Annotated in this window: 9 protein-coding genes and 1 riboswitch; of the genes, 4 read left to right on the top strand and 5 right to left on the bottom strand. The window is 68.2% G+C overall.

Annotation, left to right across the window (positions count from 1 at the left end; translation table 11 throughout):
- Positions 1–18: 18 nt before the first annotated feature.
- From JIG36_RS45715 to JIG36_RS45705, 3 genes are read left to right on the top strand one after another with little or no spacing between them, the layout of a single operon-like run.
- Positions 19–612: a TetR/AcrR family transcriptional regulator gene (locus JIG36_RS45715; RefSeq protein ID WP_203383182.1), complete on the top strand. Its 594-nt coding sequence runs from the start codon at positions 19–21 to the stop codon at positions 610–612.
- The gene (locus tag JIG36_RS45710; protein ID WP_203383181.1) at positions 612–2348 is read left to right on the top strand and encodes an ABC transporter ATP-binding protein; all 1737 of its coding nucleotides are present in this window, start codon (positions 612–614) and stop codon (positions 2346–2348) included. The genes JIG36_RS45715 and JIG36_RS45710 overlap by 1 nt, the downstream gene beginning before the upstream one ends.
- Complete coding sequence (locus tag JIG36_RS45705) at positions 2345–4300, top strand: ABC transporter ATP-binding protein (RefSeq protein WP_438870806.1); 1956 nt, start codon at positions 2345–2347, stop codon at positions 4298–4300. The genes JIG36_RS45710 and JIG36_RS45705 overlap by 4 nt, the downstream gene beginning before the upstream one ends.
- Before the next feature lie 74 nt (positions 4301–4374).
- Here JIG36_RS45705 and JIG36_RS45700 read toward each other — a convergent pair whose 3' ends face one another.
- Complete coding sequence (locus JIG36_RS45700) at positions 4375–7227, bottom strand: Calx-beta domain-containing protein (RefSeq protein ID WP_203383180.1); 2853 nt, start codon at positions 7225–7227, stop codon at positions 4375–4377.
- 14 nt (positions 7228–7241) lie between these two features.
- A riboswitch (cyclic di-GMP riboswitch) is annotated at positions 7242–7316 on the bottom strand.
- 350 nt (positions 7317–7666) lie between these two features.
- Positions 7667–8863, bottom strand: coding sequence for a hypothetical protein (locus tag JIG36_RS45695; RefSeq protein ID WP_203383179.1), 1197 nt, complete (start codon positions 8861–8863; stop codon positions 7667–7669).
- 216 nt (positions 8864–9079) lie between these two features.
- Here JIG36_RS45695 and phoA point away from each other — a divergent pair, with 216 nt between their 5' ends.
- Entirely contained in the window at positions 9080–10429 is a 1350-nt protein-coding gene (gene phoA / locus JIG36_RS45690; RefSeq protein WP_203383178.1) for an alkaline phosphatase, read from the top strand.
- A gap of 4 nt (positions 10430–10433) precedes the next feature.
- Here the strand turns inward: phoA and JIG36_RS45685 are convergent, their stop codons facing one another.
- The 3 genes from JIG36_RS45685 to JIG36_RS45675 form a co-directional block, all read right to left on the bottom strand.
- Entirely contained in the window at positions 10434–10643 is a 210-nt protein-coding gene (locus JIG36_RS45685) for a ferredoxin (protein WP_203383177.1), read from the bottom strand.
- A 202-nt stretch (positions 10644–10845) separates the two neighbouring features.
- Entirely contained in the window at positions 10846–12069 is a 1224-nt protein-coding gene (locus tag JIG36_RS45680; protein ID WP_203383176.1) for an NADH-ubiquinone oxidoreductase-F iron-sulfur binding region domain-containing protein, read from the bottom strand.
- Positions 12070–12078: 9 nt separating this feature from the next.
- On the bottom strand, positions 12079–12259 hold a 181-nt coding region (locus JIG36_RS45675), incomplete at its 5' end, for a hypothetical protein (protein ID WP_203383175.1).

Genomic DNA, 12259 nt, shown 5'->3' with positions numbered 1-12259 from the left:
TCATTAGAGTGGGCGGACGTGGAGAACAAACGACGGCGTGTGCCCGCGCTCGCGCCCGAGGAACGTCGCGCCGCCCTGATCGCGGCGACCATCCCGTTGCTGCACGAACACGGGGTCGACGTCAGCACCCGGCAGATCGCCCAGGCGGCCGGGGTGGCCGAGGGCACCATCTTCGGCGTCTTCGATACCAAGACGTCGCTGGTGGTGTGCTCGGTGATCAAGGCGCTCGACCCGGAACCGACCCTGGCCGCATTGGCCGCGATCGACCGCGATCGGCCGTTGCGGGAACGGCTGACCCGGGCGGCCGAACTGATCCACGCCCGGTTCGCCGAGAACGCCCAGATCATGGCGGCCGCGCGCAAGCTGGTGATGACGGGCGACGCCTCCGGCCACATGGTCTCGAACCGGGAGGCCCTCCACAACGCGTTGACCGACGTCATCGCCCCGGGCGCGGACGAACTGCGCCGCTCCCCGGCCGCCGTGGCGTCGTTGTTGCTTCTGTTCTGCGGCGCCAACACGTACGGGCCGTTCGGCGACCCGGACAACTTCAGTGGCGAGGAGACCGCTTCCCTGCTGCTCGACGGACTGCTCATCCGACGGGGGACCCACTAGTGCTCATCCAATTACTCCGCGGCCATCTGTCGCCCTACCGGCGGGACATCGCGCTCGTCGTGCTCTTCCAGTTCCTGCAGACCCTGGCCACGCTTTATCTGCCCACGCTCAACGCCGACATCATCGACAACGGCGTGGTCAAGGGCGACACCGGCTACGTGATGGAGATCGGCGGCTGGATGCTCGCCGTCACCGTCGGCCAGATCGCCGCCCAGATCGTGGCCGTCTATTTCGGCGCCCGTACGGCCATGGCGGTCGGACGCGACGTCCGGGCGTCGATCTTCGGCAAGGTGCAGGAGTTCTCGGCCCGTGAGGTCGGCCAGTTCGGCGCGCCGTCGCTGATCACGCGGACCACCAACGACGTCCAGCAGATCCAGATGCTGGTGCTGATGACCTTCACCCTGATGGTCTCGGCGCCGATCATGTGTGTCGGCGGCATCGTGCTGGCCCTCCGGCAGGATGTGCCGCTCTCGGCCCTGCTGCTGGTCATCGTGCCGATCCTGGTCACCACGGTCGGCGTGATCATCGTGCGGATGCGTCCGCTGTTCCGCTCGATGCAGAAGCGCATCGACCGGGTCAACACGGTGATGCGCGAGCAGATCACCGGCATCCGGGTGATCCGCGCGTTCGTCCGCGACGAGCGCGAGCAGGCCCGCTACGAGAGCTCGAACGCCGAGCTCACCGACGTGTCGCTCAAGGCCGGCAAGCTGATGGCGCTGATGTTCCCGACGGTGATGCTGATCGTGAACCTGTCCAGCGTCGCCGTGCTCTGGTTCGGCGGTCACCGCATCGACTCGGGCGCCATGCAGGTCGGCGCGCTCACCGCGTTCCTCAGCTACCTCATGCAGATCCTCATGTCGATCATGATGGCGACCTTCATGTTCGTGATGATCCCGCGGGCCGAGGTCTGCGCCGAGCGGATCGAGGAGGTGCTGGGCACCGACTCCAGCGTTGCCCCGCCCAAGGAGCCGGTCACCACGGTCTCCGAACACGGACGGCTCGACCTGCGCGCGGTCGACTTCCTCTACCCCGGCGCCGAGAACCCCGTGCTCTGCGGGATCGACGTGACCGCCCGGCCCCGTGAGGTCACGGCGATCATCGGGAGCACCGGCAGTGGCAAGACGACACTGCTCAACCTCGTGCCCCGGTTGTTCGACGCCACCGGCGGTCAGGTGCTGGTCGACGGCGTCGACGTCCGCGACCTCGACCCGGCGCTGCTCTCCCGGCTGGTCGGCCTGGTGCCGCAGCGGCCCTACCTGTTCTCGGGCACGGTCGGTTCCAATCTGCGGTACGGCAACCCGGACGCGACCGACGACGAGCTGTGGCAGGCGCTCGAGATCGCGCAGGCCCGCGACTTCGTCGAACGCATGGAGGGCGGCCTCGACGCGCCGATCGCCCAGGGCGGCACGAACGTCTCGGGCGGCCAGCGGCAGCGGCTCGCCATCGCGCGGGTCCTGGTGCACAAGCCGGAGATCTACCTGTTCGACGACTCGTTCTCGGCCCTCGACTACGCCACCGACGCCGCGCTGCGCTCGGCCCTGACCGACCACATCGCCGACGCCACCGTGGTGATCGTGGCCCAGCGGGTCAGCACGATCCGCGACGCCGACCGGATCGTGGTGCTGGACGACGGCCGGGTGGTCGGCACCGGCACACATACCGAACTCATGGACACCAATGCGACGTACCGGGAAATCGTCTTGTCGCAGTTGACCGCACAGGAGGCTGCCGCGTGACCGCGCCCCGCCGCCCCGGACCGCCCGTCGGCGGCCCTCCCGCCGTACGGATGATGGCCGGACCCGCCCCGACCGAGAAGTTGCAGGACTTCAAGGGCTCGACAAAACGCCTGCTGGCCCGGCTCAAGCCGCAGCGGGTGCTGGTCGGCTTCGTGATGCTGGCCGGCGCGGTCAGCGTCGCCCTGTCGGTGGCCGGCCCCTACCTGCTGGGCCACGCCACCGACGTGATCTTCAAGGGCGTCATCGGGCAGATGTTCCCGGCCGACGTCACCAAGGCCGACGTGATCGCCGGGCTGCGCGAGCGGGGCGAGAACACGCAGGCCGACCTGCTCAACGCGCTCGACTTCACCCCCGGGCAGGGCATCGACTTCGACCAGCTGGCGCGGGTGCTGGCCTGGGTCGCGATCGTCTACCTGTTCGCGTGGGTGTTCGGCGTGCTGCAGGGCCGCATCACCGCCCACGTGGTGCAGACCGCGGTCTACCACCTGCGGCAGGAGGTCGAGGTCAAGCTGTCCCGGCTGCCCCTGTCGTACTTCGACCAGCAGCCCCGGGGCGAGGTGCTGAGCCGGGCCACCAACGACACCGACAACATCGCCCAGACCCTGCAGCAGACGTTCGCGCAGCTCATCACGGCCCTGCTGATGATCGTCGGGGTGCTCGGGGCGATGTTCTGGATCTCACCCCTGCTGGCGTTGATCGCGCTGGTCACGGTGCCGGTCTCGTTCTTCATCACGACCGCGGTCGGCAAGCGCTCGCAGCCCAACTTCGTGGCCCAGTGGGCCACGACGGGCAAGCTCAACGGGCACATCGAGGAGATGTTCACCGGGCACTCGCTGGTCAAGGTGTTCGGCCGGCAGGACGAGGCGTCGACGGTGTTCCAGGAGCACAACGACAAGCTGTACGCGTCGTCGTTCCGGGCGCAGTTCATCAGCGGGCTGATCCAGCCGGCCATGATGTTCATCAGCAACCTGAACTACGTGCTGGTGGCCGTGGTCGGTGGGCTCCGGGTGGCTTCGGGGTCGTTGTCGCTGGGTGAGGTGCAGGCGTTCATTCAGTATTCCCGGCAGTTCAGTCAGCCGTTGACGCAGGTCGCTTCGATGGCGAACCTGATTCAGTCCGGGGTTGCCTCGGCTGAGCGGGTTTTTGCTTTGCTGGATGCTCCTGAGCAGTCGGCTGATCCGGCGCCGGCTTCTCTGGACCGTATCCGTGGTGCAATCAGCTTCTCCAGCGTCTCGTTCCGGTACGTTCCGGACAAACCGCTTATTACTGATTTGTCGCTCGACGTGGCCCCGGGGCAGACGGTCGCGATCGTCGGGCCGACCGGGGCCGGCAAGACCACCCTGGTCAACCTGCTGATGCGCTTCTACGACGTCGACTCGGGCCGCATCCTGCTCGACGGCGTCGACATCGCCACGATGCCCCGCTCACAGTTGCGCGAGGAGATCGGGATGGTGCTGCAGGACACGTGGCTGTTCGGCGGCACGATCGCCGAGAACATCGCCTACGGCGCCGACTCGTTCGACATGACCGCAGTGGAGCACGCAGCTTCGGCGGCCCACGTCGACGCCTTCGTACGCATGCTCCCCGACGGCTACGACACGGTGATCGACGAGGAGGGCTCGAACGTCAGCGCCGGCCAGAAGCAGCTGATCACCATTGCGCGGGCTTTCCTGGCCGAGCCGTCGATCCTGATCCTCGACGAGGCCACGAGCTCGGTAGACACCCGCACCGAGGTCCTGATCCAAAGGGCGATGGCCACGCTCCGCGAGGGCCGCACCTCGTTCGTGATCGCCCACCGCCTGTCGACGATCCGAGACGCCGACGTGATCCTGGTGATGGAGAACGGCCAGATCGTGGAGCAGGGAACTCACGATTCCCTGATCGCCGCCGGTGGGGCGTACGCCCGTTTGTATTCGGCGCAGTTCGCCCAGGCGGTAGCCGAGGTCGACTGACCTTTTGAGAAACTCAGCTTTACATGGCGACGGGGGCGGCCACTTGGCCGCCCCCGTCTTCGTTGGATCAGGTGTTACTTAACGGTGGTCCGGACCTGCTCGGTGAAGGCAGGCAGCGTGCCCTTGCCCGGCTCACCGGCAACCCAGGCCCGCAGGACGACCGAGCTGCCCGAGGTGAACTTCGGGCCGGTGCGGTAGACACCGTCGCTACCGGTCTTGCCACTGCGGATGGTCACCCAGCCGCCGTTCTTCCACTGCTGGATCGCAGCGGTCTGGCCGGCCCAGGACGGGTTGCCCTTGACGCCCAGGTTCAGCTGGCCCTTGGTGCTGGTGGAGATCACGAAGATCGGGTCCTGGGTCATCCAGACAGCGACCTCGTTCGACTTCATCTCCTGCGACATGGTCGCGAAGCGGTAGCCCGAGCTGATGTTGTACTCGAACCAGTAGTAGCCGTCCTCGTCACTGGTGACGTTCTTCAGCCACTTCAGCGCGCCGCCACCGACGGGAGCACCCCACAGCTCGACCTTCTGGCCGGCCGCAACCGTGCCCTCGACCTCGACAGTCGACGGACCGGTCACCTTGGCCGGAGCCTTGATGGTCGGCTTCGGAGCCTCACCCGGCTCCTCCGGCGTGGTGCCGTTGGCCTCAATGGTGATCGAACCCGTCTTGACCCAGCCGCCGTTGTTCAGAGCGGTGCCATCGACCAGGATCGTCTCGGCCGGCTCAGGCATGGTGTCGACGTTCAGCTTGATCTTCGCAAGCTCGACGGAGGTGCCGATCTCGGTACCGGCCGCCACGATCTTCTGCTGGATGCCCGGGTTGACGAAGTCGTCAGCCGACGCGGCCTTGGCGCCGCCGACGGCCTTACCCTCGAACCAGGTGTTGAACGTCACGGCGTCCTGCGACTGACCGGAGATCAGGCCGTTGACGGTGACGGTGTCACCCTCCTTGCCCGTGACCGAAACGATGTTGAGCACCGGAGAGGTGTCATCGTTCTTCAGCGTCAGCTTGGCCGAGGTCTCGGCGCCGCTGACCGCCGCGATGGTGGTGGCGTCGTTCGGCTCGAACTTCAGGGACGCGGTCTCGTCGCCCTCGAAGATCTTGTCGCCGTTGACCAGCGCGAAGGTGTAGCCCGAGCTCAGGCCGGCCGGAATGGTGAACGTCGCCACCGGCACCGAGTAGTCGTCAGCACCGAAGTGAGTGGCCGGAACCGCCTCGCTCTTCGCCGTACCGTCGACCGCCGTGACCTTCCAGCTGGTGGTCTTGCTCGTCGGGTTCGACAGGTTCAGCGTGAAGAGCGCGACCGAGGTGTCGTTACCCTCGTCCATGGTGACGTCCTTGACCGAGAACGTCGGCGCACTGTCGTCGTCAAGGATCTTGATCGACGTCGTGCCGAGGTCGCCGGTGGTGCTCGACAGCGTGCTGCCGGTGTGGTTCGCCAGCGTGATCGAGAAGGTCTCGTCCGACTCATCGACCTTGTCGCTGTTGACGTCCACAGTGAACGTCTTCGAAAGCTCGCCCGGGGCGAACGTGATGCTGCCCGTGCCGCTCCGGAAGTCGGTACCAGCCACAGCGTCGGTGGCCGTGGCACCGGTGGAGCCGGTGGTCCAGTCGATCACCTGCGACTTGCCGGACGCCTTCGAGAGCTTCACGGTGAAGGTCTGCGGCACCCAGGCGCCGGTGCTGCCCTCGGTGACCTCCTTCGGCGACAGTGTGACGGTCGGCGACGTCGTACCCGACGGGTCGGCAATCTGGCCGATGGTCGTGGTGCGAGTGCCCAGCGTCGCGTTGGTCGGCGACGAGAGGGTGGCCTGGAAGTCCTCCGGGCTGACCTCATCGAGGTCGTCGGCGAGCGTCTTCACCGTGGCGTTCTTCGACGTCTCACCCGGGGCGAAGGTCACGGTGCCGCCGGCTACCGCGGTGTAGTCCTTACCCGCCGTCGCGAGACCGTTGTTGGTCAGCTGCTTGCCTTCGGCGAGGTCACTGGTGTCGTACTTGACCGTGACGGTCTTCTCCGAGGCCGGCGTCAGGGTGACGGGAAGGTTGAGGTCCAGGTTCTCGTCGACCTGCGTGTTCGCGCCCGCGAACGCCACCACCGGCGCGTCGTCGTTGTCGACGATCGTGATGGTGATCGGATCCGCCGTGCCCGTGACGTTGGAGGTGGGCGTGCCCACCTTGACCTGGAAGGACTGGTCGTCCTCATCGGTCGCGTCGTCGGTGATGTTGATCGTGATGTCTTTGCTGATCGGGTCGCCCGGGTTGAACACCAGCGGCGAGACGAAGCTCGTGCTGTAGTCGGCGGACGTCGTCGTCACGTTCGCGATCGTGATCGGGATGCTGACGACCTTCTCGGTAGCCTGCGACAGCTTGACCGTGACCTTGACGTTGGCGCCCGAGGCCTCGGTGACCGTCGTCTTGTCAGCGGTCATCGTGAAGGTGGGCGCAGGGTCGTCATCCTGGATCGTGACGGTGCCGGTTCCGATTGTGGTCGAGCCGTTCTTCACGTTGACCGTGAAGGTCTCGTCCGCCTCGTCAGTGGTGTCGTTAGCGATCGGGATCGACAGCGTGGCGGTCGTGCCTGACCAGGTGACCGTGCCGGAACTCGACGTGTAGTCGTAGGGCGCCTTGGCCGTGTCGTCGGCCGTCGACCAGGTCAGACCGGTCTCCGGCGTCGGCTGAGTGCTCGCTGTACCGGTCCAGGTCACCGTCACCGAAGCCGTGCCGGCGTTCTCCAGAACACTGGGCGACGAAACGGTGAGGTCGCCCGAGACCGCGGCGGCCAGAGCGGGCGTAGGCGCCATGACTACAGGCACCAGGCCGATGGCGCCGGCAACTCCGGCTGAGAGGACGGCCCTCAGCGACTTGCGTCCACGCAGCGCGAACGGAACCGAGCCGCTCGAGTCTGCATGGGCTTTGGGATAGCGCATGTCTTTCGTTCTCCTTCGGCGGCTGGGCTGCCTCGTGGAGGCCCCTGGCTTTGCGTCCCCGCCTTACGACGGGTTTGCCTGTTCGGGTACCGCACCGATGGGCGGGCTCGGGGAAACCGGCTTGGGCCGGCCGAGCAGCGAAAGCCGAGAAAGATCCGGCTTCTCGCCTTCCGTAATCTAACCGGCCTATCGCCTCGTTACCGGCGGAACGCTTTTTTCGGCTTAAATCGACCTAAGCCGACCAACCGGACCTCTGGGAGAGGACCGCCGCAGGCTGCATTACGACCTCCCGAGCGCACTACCCGCCCTACCAGGGGGACCCCCACCCTCCGGGGACTGCCACCCACCGCCGAGGCACCGCTGATTCTGGCCGAGGACGGCGATCTCTGCGGGGCGGAGTGGGACGGGCTGTGGATAACTCCGCAGTGTGGATAACGCCTCAAGCGGCGGCGGAATCGGCTACCTTGCGGCGGCGTAGGGCTGCGCGTGTGAGCCACGGGGTAAGGCCGATAGCCAGGAACAACATGAGTAGGGGCAGGCGCCACCAGTGGGAGATGAAGCGGGACGGGGGTTCCGCCTCGGGGGAAGAGGCCGCAGCCACCCAGGGGCGGGCGGATTTGGACCAGGCCAGGAAAGCGTCTCCGATGGGGGCGGCGCCCAGGGCGTACCGCTTGGTCCACGGGGTCGAGAACGGCAGGCCGGCCACCTCGCCGAACTGGGACAGGGCGGTTGCCAGGGAGCGGTCGCCGTTCAGGCGGGCGGCGCCGATCGTGACGACTGTGGCCGAGAGGCTTGTTCCTAAGACCAGCGGGCCCGAGTCGACGTTGGCGGGGCCGTCGAAGCCGACGGGATACTCGCGGACCGTCGGGCCCAGGCCGAGCGGGGCGGCCAGGAACCACGTACGGAAGCGGGTGTACTGGGCCTGAGCGAGCTCAGCGTCGATCTCGGGGAGGAAACGGTTGATCAGGCTCTGCGATGTGCCCTGGGCGCCGGAAGTGGGCTCGCCGGTGTCGGGGTCGACCGTGTGCGGGATGAGCTGGGTGGCCGGGTCTAGGCGGGCCTCGACGTTGGCCAGCCAGCGGATCACCGTCACGTCGTAGGCGGGCGTGAGCAGTTTGTCGTGCAGGCGTAGCGAGGCGATCGCGACCGTGGAGTCGACCGGCCACGCCTGGCCGGGATACGAGGCCAGATAGGGGGTGGGCGAAGCGTCGAAGGCGGCGGCGATGGCGGCCGACTCCTCCTCCAGCGCGCGCAGGTCGGCGGGATCGCGGGACAGGGCGGCGATTCCGCCTCGGAGCCAGTTGACCCAGCCGCGGTAGAAGACGCCGTACTGCAGCTGCATCTCGCCGGCGAACGGAGCCCGGGCGGTATCCGATTCCAAATGAGAAAGGGCCCAGCGCGCGGACGACAGGTCGCCCATGTCGACGGCGGTCAGGCCGTACAGGGCGTGCAGGAAGAAATAGCCCTCGGGGAAGAGCTCCTGCGCGTCCTCGGCCGCGCCTGACTCCAGCTCGGCGCGCAGGAAGGCCAGCTGCCGGGGGATGCCGCCGTCGGCCGGGGTCGTCAGACGAATCACGCCCAAGGCGGCCGCGGCCGTGATCGCCACCGCCAGCACCAGCCGCACGACCCTCAGCACCGCACGAGCTTAAACGCCGTGATCAAATGGGGACGCGCCTCCACTTACGCGTCGCGGCGATCTCAGGGAACTGACAGCGCGACGTTGTTGCCCGTTCACGTTCACCGTCCCCTCCGGCCCAAGTTGGCCTTTCCGTCACTTCACGGCCACCGGAAAGCAAGATGCGACTGATGGCGTGAACGCGACCACCATCAACGCATAGTGGAGTGCGCATCAATGAATGCCCCGCGTTCCAAGAAAATCGCGGCCCTCGCAGCGGCCGCGATCGTCGCGGTTCCGTCGGCCGCCCTGGCCGGCGACGCGCACCAGGACAACACCTGGGCCGCCAAGCAGGCGATCAAGGGCGGGCAGGCCCGCAACGTCATCCTGCTCATCGGCGACGGCATGGGTGACAGCGAGATCACCATCGCCCGCAACTACCAGGTCGGCGCGAACGGCCGCCTGGCGATGGACAAGCTTCCGCTGACCGGCGCCTACACCACGTACGCGGTGCAGAAGGCCGACCCGTCGAAGCCCGACTACGTCACCGACTCGGCCGCCTCGGGCAGCGGGTGGGCGACCGGGCACAAGACCTACAACGGCGCGATCTCGGTGACCCCGGACGGCAAGCCCAAGCCGACCATCCTCGAACTGGCCAAGGCGTCCGGCTACAAGACCGGCAACGTCACCACGGCCGAGCTGCAGGACGCCACCCCGGCCGTACTCGGTTCGCACGTGATCAACCGGGACTGCAAGGGCCCGGACGCGATGGCCACCTGCGCGGTCAACGACAAGGTCAACGGTGGCGCCGGCTCGATCGCCGAGCAGCTCGTGCAGACCAAGCCCGACCTGCTCCTGGGCGGCGGCAAGCAGTACTTCGACCAGACCGTCAAGGCCGGCCAGTACAAGGGTCTGACGGTGGCCCAGCAGGCCCAGGCCAACGGCTACCAGATCGTCACCGACGCCGCGGGGCTGGCGGCGGCCAAGGGCGACAAGCCGATCCTGGGCGCGTTCGCCAAGAACAACATGGACCTCGAGTGGGTCGGCCCGACCCCGACCCGTACGGGCACCGCGCCGGCCAAGTGTGCGGTGAACACGGCCCGTACGGCGTCCCAGCCGCACCTGGTCGACATGGCGACCAAGGCTCTCGACGTGCTGGACAAGCAGACCCGGCACAGCAAGAAGGGCTTCTTCCTGCAGATCGAGGGCGCCTCGATCGACAAGCAGGACCACGCGGCCAACCCGTGCGGCCAGATCGGTGAGACCGTGGGGTTCGACGCCGCGATCAAGAAGGTGCTCGACTACCAGAAGCGCAACCCGGACACCCTGGTCGTCGTCACCGCCGACCACGGCCACACCAGCCAGATCGTCGAGGCGGCCACCCTCGGCTACACCGCCACGCTGATCACGCACGACGACGCCACCATGACGATCAGCTATGCGACCGCCGAGATCACCGGTTCGCAGCAGCACACCGGCACCGAGGTGCGGATCGCCGCCGGCGGCCCGCAGGCGGCCAACGTGCTCGGCGTGACCAACCAGACCGACCTGTTCTTCACGATGAAGCGGGCGCTCGGCCTGCGCTGACCGATCACGCGCTTCGTGCGCTGACGAGTTTCAAGGCCAGGGCCGGGCAACGGTCCACCGCCTGACGTGCCGCCGGTTCCAGAGCCGGCGGCACGTTCATGTCACCGCGCGCGACCGGGTAGCCCCACTCGTCCTCGGCCAGCAACTCCGGCAACAACTCCGCGCACAGGCCACGCCCGTCACAGGCCGTCCAGTCGATGTGGACCCGGCTCATCGGTCACTCCCGTCCGCGGAGGCAACGAAGTTCGCGCGGGCGGCCGAAAAGGGCTTGGCGGAGAAGGGCACGGCCGAAAGGGACGCGGCGGAGAAGGGCACGGCCGAAAGGGACGCGGCGGAGAAGAGCACGGCCGAAAGGGACGCGGCGGAGAAGAGCACGGCCGAAAAGGGCGCGGCATTACAGCAAGCGGCAGTACGGATCATCGGTAACTCCCCTCGGACAGGCAACGCCCCGCGAGATGGGCGTCGACATCGGCGTGGAAGAGACGCATCGCGCTCGTGATCAACCGGGCCGTCCCGTCGGGGTGGCGGCAGGCGCCACGCCCGGTGACCAGCCGGGTCAGCCGTTCGACCTCGGCCGGCAGCCCGGGCCGGGCGCGGCGGTTCGCCAGGTCGGTCAGCGTGTTCGCCAGCGTCGGCAGTCCGTTGACGCACGGTCCACATTGGCCCGCGACCTGCCCGGCCAGATAACCGGCGATCCGGGCCGTTTCGATCAACCCGCACGAACCCGCGGGCAGCGCCATGATCACACCGGCGCCGGGGCTTCCCCCGTACGGCGTGAGGGCCGCCCGACTGACCCCGAGCGCGGGATCGGCCGGCACCCAGCCACCGTGATACCCGCCGACCAGAACCGCGCTCAACGGCGTGGTGGCACCGCCCGCAGCGGCGATCAGGTCACCGAGCGCCACCCCGTAGCCGGCCTCGACCACACCCGGTGACGCGACCGCACCACTGATCGTGGCCAGGAACGTGCCCGGCTCGTCATAGGTGCCCGCCGTCCGGAACCAGCCCGGCCCGTAGCGGGCGATCATGGCCAGGTGCGCGAGCGTCTCGACGTTCTGCACCAGCGTCGGCGACCCGTCCGGGCCCGAGTCGGTGATCCGGACCAGCTTGTCGGCGGGCACCGCGTCCCGCCCGGCGACGGCCGAAGCCACCGCCGACTCCTCCCCCGACACGAACGCGTCGGGCGCGGCGACCAGCCGCACGGGCACGCGGTCGAGCCCGGCCGCCCGGCGCTGGTCGATCAGCTGCCGCAGCGCGGGATGGGCCGCGGCCGGCGCATAGAGGACAGCGCTCCCGGCCCCGGCGGCGATCAGCTGCAGGCCGTCGAGCACGAGGTTGGGTGCGTACGAGAGAAGCGCTTTGTCCTTGCCGCTGGCCGGTTCGCCCTCGGCGCCGTTCGCGATCACCACCGCCGGCCGCCGGGTCGCCGCGACGGCGGTGAGCTTGCGCCAGAGCGGGAAACCGGCGCCGCCCCGGCCGGTGAGCCCGGCGTCGCGGGCCATGCCGATCACCTGGCTGGCGTCCGGCACCGGCAGACGCCCGTGCTGGGACAGATGCGTGTCGAGCCGGCTTCCGGCGGGGTCGGCGAGCAGCCGGAGATGCACCGAACTGCCGGGCGGGGCCTCCGCGACGCTGGTCATCGGACCTCCTCATGATTGCGCGGGGCGGACGTCGGAGCGCCACTCCGAGCCGACGACGGATACCCGGGCCGGGCCGCCGACGAAGCGCCACTCCCAGCCGCCGACGGGTACTCGGCTCGGGCCGCCGTCGGAGCGCCACTCCCAGCCGACGACGAATAGCCGGGCCGGGCCGCCGACGAAGCGCCACTCC

Origin of the sequence: Paractinoplanes ovalisporus (genome assembly GCF_016834655.1) — a bacterium.
Lineage (GTDB): Bacteria > Actinomycetota > Actinomycetes > Mycobacteriales > Micromonosporaceae > Actinoplanes > Actinoplanes ovalisporus.
This window is presented reverse-complemented; position numbering and strand designations above follow the sequence as displayed.